The sequence below is a fragment of the Selenomonadales bacterium genome, assembly GCA_017442105.1.
In the GTDB taxonomy this organism is placed as follows: domain Bacteria; phylum Bacillota; class Negativicutes; order RGIG982; family RGIG982; genus RGIG982.
In genome coordinates, this window is record JAFSAX010000139.1 from 1 (window position 1) to 7,493 (window position 7,493).

Genomic DNA, 7,493 nt, shown 5'->3' on the forward strand with positions numbered 1-7,493 from the left:
CACTCGTACAGAGTGTTAAAGAAGCATTGAAAGCACGTGAGCTTGTCAAAGTACGTGTTCTTCAGAACTGCGAAAATGAGCCGAAAGATATCATTCCCGTATTGGCAAAAAAATGCCGTGCGGAATTGGTTCAGATCATCGGCCGCAATGGTCTTCTCTATCAAGAAAATACGGAAAAGAAAAAAATCGAGCTTCCTTAATCATAAAATTGGCTGTGCAGGTTGGAGTTGATGGTGTGCAGAGAAGTGACTTACAGAAAGCAAAACGTCTGGTAGTCAAAGTAGGTACCAGTACGATCACATATGCTACAGGACAACTGAATTATCATCGTATTGAAAAATTAGTGCGTGAGCTTGCCGATCTTGCCAATCAGGGCAAAGAGATCATTCTTGTTACATCGGGTGCGATCGGTGTCGGTATGAATCGTATGGGACTGAAAGAGCGACCGAAAACGATTCCCGAGAAACAGGCTGCGGCTGCTGTCGGACAAGGGGCTCTCATGCATATTTATGAGAAGTTTTTCTCTGAATACGGCAAAGTTACGGCGCAGATACTTTTGACGCGTGAAGATTCGATCAAGCATAGTCGATTCAATCATTCACGTAATGCGCTGTTGACGCTTCTTAAAATGGGTGTCATTCCCGTCATCAACGAGAATGATGCTGTTGCTGTCGATGAGATCAAGATAGGTGATAATGATACGCTTTCGGCGATCGTAGCAACGATCGTTGATGCTGATGCGCTCATTCTTCTGTCGGATATCGAAGGTCTTTACGATGACAATCCTCAGACGAATCCGAATGCGAAGAAGATACCTCTTGTTCGTGAGATCACGGCTGATATCGAAGCACTTGCAGGTGGTCCGGGTACCAAAAATGGAACAGGTGGAATGCAGACGAAAATACAGGCGGCGAAGATCGCTGTCAGCTCTGGTATCCATATGCTCATCGGTTCGGGCTCCAAGGAAAATATCCTGCATGCACTTCTGCATGACGAAACGGTCGGTACGTTGTTTGTAGCGCGTGAATCGCATCTTCAGCTTCGCAAACGCTGGCTGGCATTCGGTGCACGTTTGGCAGGCACCATTACCGTTGATAAAGGCTGTGAAAATGCACTCGATGCAGGCGCGAGCCTTTTGGCGGCAGGCATCGTTTCCGTTGACGGCAGATTTGATGAAGGCGATGTCGTTCGCGTATTGAATCAAAAAGGTCGCGAAATTGCACGTGGACGTACAAATTATCCGTCAACAGATGTCGAAAAGATTCGTGGTGCGCATACCGATGAGATCATTACGATCTTAGGCAGCAAACCGTACGATGAGATCATTCACAGAGATAACTTAGTCTTATTGGCGAAATAGGAGGTTTTCGAGATGAACGAGCAAACGGAATTACAACGCAAAGGACAGGCGGCGAAACAGGCTTCGCGCAAACTTGCTGTCCTTGATACGAATACGAAGAATAAAGCGCTCATGGCAATGGCTGATGCACTCTTAGCAAATCAAGAAGCGATCCTTGCGGCTAATGAGATCGACCTTATGAGTGCAGAAGCCAAAGGTACATCGAAAGCCTTGATGGATCGTCTGCGTTTGACGGATAAACGATTGGCTGATATGGCGGAAGGTCTACGCCAGATCGCAGCGCTTCCCGACCCGATCGGTGAGGGTGTTGATGCATTCTGTCGTCCGAACGGCCTTGAGATCCGCAAAGTGCGTGTACCGTTCGGTGTTATCGGCATCATCTATGAAGCGCGTCCGAACGTAACGGCCGATGCGGCAGGTCTTTGCTTAAAATCAGGCAATGCTGTCATGCTTCGCGGTGGATCGGAAGCTATCAATTCGAATATTGCCGTTATCGAAACACTTGCCGAGGCGGCATATGAAAACGGTATTCCCGAAGGTACGTTCCAGTTTATCACGACGACCGACCGTGCTGTCGTCAACGAGATGCTGAAACTGAATCAATATCTTGATGTTATTATTCCTCGCGGTGGTGCGGGTCTTATCCAAACAGTCGTCAATAACAGTACCGTTCCTGTTATCGAAACGGGTGTCGGTATCTGTCACACATATATCGATGCAACGGCAGACCTTGATATGGCAGAAGCGATCGCTTGTAATGCCAAGATCTCTCGTCCCGGTGTTTGCAATGCAATGGAAACGCTTCTTGTACATGAAGCGATCGCAGAGGTGTTTTTACCGCGTCTGATGGAAGCTTTCCGCAAAGCAGGTGTTGTCGTTCGCGGTTGTGCACGTACGATGGCGATCCTTACTGATGCCGAAGAAGCAACGGACGAAGATTGGGCAACGGAATACCATGACCTTATTTTGTCGGTACGTGTCGTTCGTGATGTCGAAGAGGCTATCGAACATATCGCAAAATATACGACGCATCATTCCGAAGCGATCGTTACGAATGATTATAACAATGCACGTCTTTTCCAGATGAGTGTCGATGCGGCGGCTGTTTATGTCAATGCTTCGACCAGATTTACGGACGGATTCGAGTTCGGATTCGGTGCGGAGATCGGTATCAGCACCCAGAAACTTCATGCAAGAGGACCGATGGGTCTGAAAGAATTGACGAGCGTCAAATATCTTATCAATGGTAACGGTCAGATTCGATGAGCATTTGGCGCACGTTGAAGGCGCACTATCGTCTTTGGCATGACTATTACCATACACCGAAAGGCGGGCATGATATAAGAGATTATCTGCGCGCTTTTTGCGTTATAACGGCAACGATTCTCGTCGTCATGGGAATCGTCTTGATGATTGTTGACAGATAGGCAGGGGATAGATATGACGAAATCAAAACGATTGGGCATATTGGGAGGGACGTTCGATCCTATCCATATCGGACATTTGGCAACAGCCGAAGCGGTGCGTATGGAATATGATCTCGATACGATCCTTTTTATCCCGTCTGCCAATCCTCCGCATAAACAAGATGCAGATGTCACTGATGCAAGTCATCGCTATACTATGACAGTATTGGCGACCGAAACGAATCCGCATTTTGACGTATCGAAGATCGAGATGGAACGAAAGGGGTTGTCGTATACTCTCTATACGCTCCAAGAGCTTCTTGCGTTGTACGGAGAAGATACGGAACTCTATTTCATCACAGGTGCGGATGCACTTGCCGAGCTTCATACATGGCACAATATCTATGGTGTACTTGAGTTGACGCATTTTATTGCGGCAAGCCGTCCCGGTATCGACAAGACAGACGAGATCATTGAATCGTTCGGTGAGCTGGGCAAGGCAAAGATACATCGCTTGACGATACCCGAACTTGAGATATCGGCGACTGATATTCGTCAGCGTGTTGCAGAGGGTCGCTCGATCCGATATATCGTGCCCGATGCAGTCATGCAGTATATCGAAGAAAATAAACTTTATCAACCAAAGAAATAGGAATAAATTCCGCCAAACTTGATAATAATGATAGCGTAGGCACTAACACCGCAGGAAAGAGAGGTGATTCGCGTGACAAAAACTCTCTATGTCGGTAATTTGCCATGGGCAACGACAGACGATCAGTTGACAGAATCGTTTGCCGAACATGGCTCTGTGTTATCCAGTCGCATCATTACGGATAAAGAGACCGGTCGTTCAAGAGGTTTTGGCTTCGTAGAAGTGGCGGATACGGATGCAGATAATATGATTGCATCGCTGAACGGTTCCAACTTTGACGGACGTCAGATCGTTGTGAACGTAGCCAGAGACCGACAGAATTGACCGAAAATACCGCAGGAGATATCCTGCGGTATTTTTGTTTGTGTTGATATGATGAATACTTCCTCCTATCTTGGCAAAAGCTAAGACAGACAAATGATAAGCATTGTTCATTAGAGTGAGGAGGTATTCGATGGGAAGTTCATTTTTTGGTGTGCTTCAGCGTGTAGGTCGATCATTTATGTTGCCGATCGCGCTTCTGCCTGTGGCAGGTCTTTTATTAGGTATCGGCAGTTCATTTACGAATCATACGATGCTGGAGGCATATCGCTTAACGAATGTTATCTATGAAGGCAGTATGGTGTATACGGTGCTCGATATTATGAATCAAAGCGGTAATGTCGTGTTTGCCAATCTGGCACTGTTGTTTGCAATGGGCGTCGCGATCGGGATGGCGAAGCAGGAGAAGGATGTCGCTGCGTTATCGGGTGCGATCGCATATCTCGTTATGAATACGGCCATCTATGCAATGATAACGGCAAATGGCGGTGTAGAAGCGATGCCGCCGAATACGACTGGTGAGAGCCTCGGTATCACGACTCTCCAGATGGGGGTATTCGGTGGTATCATCGTCGGACTCGGTGTGGGATATTTGCATAATCGCTTCTACAAAATACAGCTTCCGCAGGTGTTGTCGTTTTTCAGCGGAACAAGATTTGTGCCGATTATTTCGACCGTTGTCTTTCTTGCGGTAGGAATATTGATGTTCTATGTTTGGCCGATCGTGCAGAGTGGTATCGGGCTTCTCGGCAATCTTGTTATCCATTCGGGATATATCGGCACATGGATATATGGTATTGTAGAGCGTGCGTTGATCCCGTTCGGACTTCATCACGTTTTCTATATTCCGTTCTGGCAGACGGCAGTTGGCGGTACGGCAATCATTGACGGCAATATCGTGCAAGGGGCGCAGAACATATTTTTTGCAGAGCTGGCATCAAAAGAAACAACGCAGTTCTCTGTGGAAGCGACACGGTTTATGTCAGGGAAATTTCCGCTTATGATCTTCGGTCTGCCGGGTGCGGCTCTGGCTATCTATCGTGCGGCACGTCCCGAAAAACGTAAGATCGTTGGAGGGCTTCTGATCTCAGCAGCACTCACGGCAATGCTGACAGGTATCACCGAACCGCTCGAATTTACCTTCTTATTCGTTGCGCCGTTTTTGTATGCAGTGCATTGTGTATTTGCAGGTCTTGCATATATGTTGATGCACATTTTCGGTGTCGGTGTGGGAATGACATTTTCGGGCGGTCTGATCGACTTAACGCTGTTCGGTATCCTGCAAGGAATGGAAAAGACGAATTGGCAATGGGTCGTAATTGTGGGATTGGCGTACTTTGTGCTGTATTATTTTACGTTTTATTTTATGATAACGAAGCGTAATTATATGACACCGGGTCGTGAGGAAGATGGCGATGTCAAACTGTTTACACGGGCAGATGTCGAAGCACGCAAAAAAGGTGACAAGGCAGGCAGTGGTGATACAATATCGGCAATGATCGCAGAAGGTCTTGGCGGAAAGAACAATCTGTCCGACCTAGATTGTTGTGCGACCAGACTGCGTGTAACGGTCCGCGATGCACAAAAAGTATCTGAATCGCTCCTTCGTCGTTCAGGTGCATCTGGTGTTATTATAAAGGGCAATGGTGTACAGATCATTTATGGACCGCAAGTTTCCGTTATCAAGTCGCATCTTGTCGATTATCTTGATACGATCAATGAGCCAAACCTTGATGTGATAGAAGAAAATGAAGAGTATCAGGAGCTTATCATGTCGCCGCTTGACGGGGAGATCGTTAAGCTTGCCGATGTACCGGATGAAGCGTTTGCCGAAGGAATGTTGGGGCAGGGGATCGCTGTCTTGCCGTCGGAGGAGATATTGTATGCGCCTGCAAACGGTACGGTGCAGAGTGTGTTCGAATCGAAGCATGCCATTACACTCGTGACGGACGATGGCGCAGAGATACTGATCCATGTCGGTATCAATACAGTCGAGATGGAGGGAGTACCTTTCAATGTTCAAGTATCGTCGGGGGAACGTGTGGCGATAGGTGATGTATTGATGACGTTCGACAGAGGTGCTATTACGGCGGCAGGGCATCTGCTCGTTACGCCGATCATCGTTTGCAACAGCGATGAATATCAGCTCGTAGAAGGATTGGTGGAAGGTGAGATCGTGCATGGAACGCCGATCCTCCGCTTGGTCAAAGGAGGTAAATGAGATGGAAACGTTCACGTATAAGATAACAGATCCTGTCGGAATTCATGCCAGACCCGCAGGGCAGTTGGTGAAGATGGTGAAAGGATTATCAAGCAAAGTTACGATCGTCAAAGATGACAAAAGTGCTGTTGCTACGAAGCTGATCGCTATTATGGGTCTTGGCGTACAGTCGGGTGATACGATAACTGTTACCGTAGAAGGTGCGAATGAGAAGGTTGATGCGGCACGACTTAAGTCGTTTTTAGAAGAACGACTGTGATGCGCAAGCAAAGGAGGAATATCGGTGATCGTAGTACAAGGTCAAGGCGTATCGAGTGGTATTGCGATCGCGCCTATCGCTTTTTATCAAAGACAGATCATTTCGGATAAGAGTACGCCTGCCGATATCGGTGAGGAGTGGCAGAAGTTTTGCTCGGCTGCAGAAACGGCGCAGACCGAACTGGTGCGATTGACAGAAAAGGCTCGTACAGAAGCGGGCGAAGAAGCCTCTCTTTTGTTTGAAACACATCAGATGATGCTCGATGATGAAGATTATCGAGATGCCATCGAAGGGAAGATCAAAGAAGAAAAGTTGTCTGCTTTGTCTGCGGTACAAGCGGTGACAGAGCAGTTTGCAAAGATGTTTCGTGCGATGCAGGATAGTTATATGCAGGCACGTGAAGCTGATATCAAGGATATCGGGATGCGGCTCATGCGCATATTGAGCGGGCAGGAGAATCAAGGATTACGCTTTGAAGAACGTGTTATCTTGGCAGCCGATGATCTGGCTCCGTCGGAAACGATACAGCTTGACAAATCGAAGATAGCAGGGTTTTTACTGTCGGGCGGAGCGGCAGCAGGGCATACGGCAATATTGGCGCGGACGATGGGGATACCTGCTGTTATCGGCTTGGGCGAAAATCTGTTGCCCACATATGAGAGGCGAATGGCGATCCTTGACGGTGGTACAGGCAGTGTGATCGTCGATCCGAATGAGGATATGATGAAGAGATATCGAGAACGAAAAGAGCAAGACGCCGAAAAGCAAAGCTGGATACAGCAGCTCAAGGGACAGCCGAATCGTACGCGTGATGGGCAAGAAGTGCGCATCTATTGTAATATCAGTACACCGAATGATGTGCATGCCGTCATGGTCAATGATGGGGGTGGTATCGGCTTGTTCCGCAGTGAATTCCTCTATCTGAACAGTGATGACTACCCGACGGAAGAGGAGCAATTCGAAGCGTACAAAAGCGTTCTTGTCAATATGGCAGGCAAGCGCGTTATCATTCGCACGTGTGATATCGGTGCTGATAAGCAGATAGACTATTTCGGATTGCCAAAAGAAGATAATCCTGCGATGGGGATGCGGGCACTTCGTATCAGTCTTAGCCGACCGCTCTTTTTCCGCAGTCAGCTCAGAGCTCTCTATCGTGCGTCGGTATTCGGCAGGCTTGGTATCATGTTTCCGATGGTGACGAGCGTATGGGAAGTGCGTGAAGCGAAAAAATGCTGTGAATCGGTCAAACAAGAGCTAAAAAAAGAAGGTATACC

At 47.7% G+C, this 7,493-nt stretch carries 9 protein-coding genes; all 9 read left to right on the forward strand.

Annotation, left to right across the window (positions count from 1 at the left end; genetic code table 11):
- Positions 1-200, forward strand: a 200-nt coding sequence (locus IJN28_05535) for a YhbY family RNA-binding protein (protein ID MBQ6713230.1), incomplete at its 5' end; no start/stop codon positions are given.
- A complete protein-coding gene (proB, locus tag IJN28_05540) occupies positions 113-1,360 on the forward strand; it encodes a glutamate 5-kinase (protein MBQ6713231.1) in 1,248 nt (415 codons plus the stop codon). The genes IJN28_05535 and proB, both read left to right, overlap by 88 nt.
- 12 nt (positions 1,361-1,372) lie before the next feature.
- Positions 1,373-2,626 (forward strand): glutamate-5-semialdehyde dehydrogenase, encoded by a 1,254-nt coding sequence (locus IJN28_05545; protein MBQ6713232.1) that lies wholly within the window; start codon positions 1,373-1,375, stop codon positions 2,624-2,626.
- Positions 2,623-2,787 carry a hypothetical protein gene (locus tag IJN28_05550; GenBank protein ID MBQ6713233.1) on the forward strand — a complete coding sequence of 55 codons (165 nt, stop codon included), beginning with the start codon at positions 2,623-2,625 and terminating at the stop codon, positions 2,785-2,787. The genes IJN28_05545 and IJN28_05550 overlap by 4 nt, the downstream gene beginning before the upstream one ends.
- A 13-nt stretch (positions 2,788-2,800) precedes the next feature.
- The gene (nadD, locus tag IJN28_05555; protein MBQ6713234.1) at positions 2,801-3,418 is read left to right on the forward strand and encodes a nicotinate-nucleotide adenylyltransferase; all 618 of its coding nucleotides are present in this window, start codon (positions 2,801-2,803) and stop codon (positions 3,416-3,418) included.
- A 72-nt stretch (positions 3,419-3,490) separates the two neighbouring features.
- On the forward strand, positions 3,491-3,742 hold the full coding sequence (locus tag IJN28_05560; protein ID MBQ6713235.1) for an RNA-binding protein: 252 nt from the start codon (positions 3,491-3,493) through the stop codon (positions 3,740-3,742).
- 130 nt (positions 3,743-3,872) lie between these two features.
- Positions 3,873-5,960: a PTS transporter subunit EIIC gene (locus tag IJN28_05565; protein ID MBQ6713236.1), complete on the forward strand. Its 2,088-nt coding sequence runs from the start codon at positions 3,873-3,875 to the stop codon at positions 5,958-5,960.
- Between the two features lies 1 nt (position 5,961).
- Positions 5,962-6,219, forward strand: coding sequence for an HPr family phosphocarrier protein (locus IJN28_05570; GenBank protein ID MBQ6713237.1), 258 nt, complete (start codon positions 5,962-5,964; stop codon positions 6,217-6,219).
- A gap of 24 nt (positions 6,220-6,243) precedes the next feature.
- Positions 6,244-7,493, forward strand: a 1,250-nt coding sequence (gene ptsP, locus IJN28_05575) for a phosphoenolpyruvate--protein phosphotransferase (GenBank protein MBQ6713238.1), incomplete at its 3' end; no start/stop codon positions are given.

Excerpts from the sequence above, each read along its gene's own strand:
- nadD (MBQ6713234.1), top strand. The coding sequence starts at position 2,801 with ATGACGAAATCAAAACGATTGGGCATATTGGGAGGGACGTTCGATCCT.
- IJN28_05545 (MBQ6713232.1), top strand. The coding sequence starts at position 1,373 with ATGAACGAGCAAACGGAATTACAACGCAAAGGACAGGCGGCGAAACAG.
- IJN28_05565 (MBQ6713236.1), top strand. The coding sequence starts at position 3,873 with ATGGGAAGTTCATTTTTTGGTGTGCTTCAGCGTGTAGGTCGATCATTT.
- IJN28_05570 (MBQ6713237.1), top strand. The coding sequence starts at position 5,962 with ATGGAAACGTTCACGTATAAGATAACAGATCCTGTCGGAATTCATGCC.
- proB (MBQ6713231.1), top strand. The coding sequence starts at position 113 with ATGCCGTGCGGAATTGGTTCAGATCATCGGCCGCAATGGTCTTCTCTA.
- IJN28_05550 (MBQ6713233.1), top strand. The coding sequence starts at position 2,623 with ATGAGCATTTGGCGCACGTTGAAGGCGCACTATCGTCTTTGGCATGAC.